Source organism: Muricoccus nepalensis, from assembly GCF_006438825.1.
Taxonomy (GTDB): Bacteria; Pseudomonadota; Alphaproteobacteria; order Acetobacterales; family Acetobacteraceae; genus Roseomonas; species Roseomonas nepalensis.
In genome coordinates this window covers 1-1,653 of the sequence record NZ_RCZP01000114.1, presented here as the reverse complement: position 1 = coordinate 1,653, position 1,653 = coordinate 1, and the positions used below count along the sequence as shown (strand labels likewise).

1 protein-coding gene and 2 pseudogenes are annotated in these 1,653 nt (G+C 68.7%); 2 read left to right on the top strand and 1 reads right to left on the bottom strand.

Going from position 1 to position 1,653, the window contains the following annotated elements; genetic code table 11:
• Positions 1-286 (top strand): transposase (locus tag EAH89_RS30805; protein WP_194152388.1); only part of this gene is annotated, 286 nt, incomplete at its 5' end.
• Between the two features lie 166 nt (positions 287-452).
• On the opposite strand, the pseudogene EAH89_RS30800 reads toward EAH89_RS30805, so the two are convergent.
• Positions 453-1,249, bottom strand: a pseudogene (locus tag EAH89_RS30800) (IS5 family transposase); the annotation flags it as partial.
• Positions 1,250-1,363: 114 nt separating this feature from the next.
• Here EAH89_RS30800 and EAH89_RS30795 point away from each other — a divergent pair.
• Positions 1,364-1,653: pseudogene (locus EAH89_RS30795) on the top strand (IS701 family transposase); the annotation flags it as partial.

Here is a 1,653-nt window from a genome sequence, read left to right as displayed (position 1 = left end):
CCCCGACGTTCACGCCGTTCTCGTGCTCGATCAGGCAGGCTGGCACGGCTCACGCCAGCTCCGTGTGCCCGACAACGTCACCCTCGTGCCGTTGCCGCCCTACGCACCCGAGTTGAACCCGGTCGAGCGCGTCTGGCTCCACCTCCGCGAGCGCTTCCTGTCCCACCGTCTGCTCAACAGCAACGCCGCCATCGTTGACGCATGCTGCCAAGCCTGGAACGCCCTCACGCCCGAGCGCCTCCAATCCCTCACCAACTATCCCTGGATCAGAAAAGTCACTTCATAAGCTCGGCGGTATTAGCTGCCATGTCACGCCAGCGCACAGGATGTGCCATGCGCCGCACTGCTCGTATCGAGATGAACACGGCGGCCGCTCTGCCGGCCATCCGTGATCTTCCCGGTGAGGAGGCTTGTGACCTGTAAGCAGGGCTGACTGCGCTGCCCAACACTAAACAAAACCTCCTGATTTGGCGCAGGCAGATCAAGGCGCAGGCGAGGGTTGTCAGGGCGAGGTAGAGATCGGCGCGGCGCTCGTAGCGGACGGTCAGCCGCCGGAACCGGGCCAGCCAGGCGAAGGTCCGCTCAACCACTCATCGATGTCGTCCGAGGCGGGTGCTGCTCTCGATGCCGCGCCTTGCGATGCGCGGGGTGATGCCGCGAGCGCAGCACTCACGGCGGCAGCGGCGGTGGTCGTACGCCTTGTCGGCGTGGAGCTTGGTGGGTCTACGGCGGGGTCGCCCGCGGCGCCGGGCCCGCACGCCCGGTACCGCGTCCAGCGTAGGCGCCAGCATGCGGCTGTCGTGGCGGTTGGCCCCGCTGAGCGTCAGGCCAAGCGGCGTACCGCGGGCGTCCGTGACGAGATGGCGCTTGGTGCCCGGCTTGCCGCGGTCCGTCGGGTTCGGCCCGACCTCCTCGCCCCCCTTTTCGCGGGCAGGCTGGCGCTGTCGAGCGCCGCCCGACTCCAGTCCAGGGCGCCCGCGTCCTGCAGGCGCTCCAGCAGCACCCGGTGCAGCCCCCTCCAGACCCCGGCGGCGTGCCACTCGCCCAGCCGACGCCAGCAGGTCTTCCCGCAGCAGCCCAGCTCGGTCGGTACCTCGTGCCACTGGATGCCCGTTCGCAGCACGAACAAGATGCCAGCCAGCACCGCCCGATCGGGCGCGCGCGGCCGACCGCCTCTCGGCTTCGGCCGCTCTCGCGGCAGCAGCGGTTCCACCACCACCCAGAGGTCATCAGGAACGAGGAGTGCCATCCCTCCTCAACGCCTCAACCCCGGTTTTGTCCCGAGCTTTAATTCTACAGTTGAGCTTGCCGTGAGGCTTTCCCATGTGCGGCGTGGCGGCATGTCGGTTCGTGGAGGCAGGCCATGGGGTCGGATCCTCGGGACATCCTGAGTTGGCGCGAGAATTTGGGAGCGCTGCAGGCGAGACTGGGGGAGTTGTTCGTCCGGGCCGAGCCGCGGCGGCAGGCAGGCCTGTACCTTGAGGGCCTGCTGAGCGCGGCCAAGCGCAAGAACGGCTGGCAGTTGGCCGAGCAGATCGGCGACGCCCGCCCGTGGCGGACGCAGCGCGTGCTCAGCCACGTCCTGTGGGACCAGGAGGCGGCCCGGGATCTGTGCCGCGCGTACGTGCTGGAGCACGTCGGAGCCGATGATGG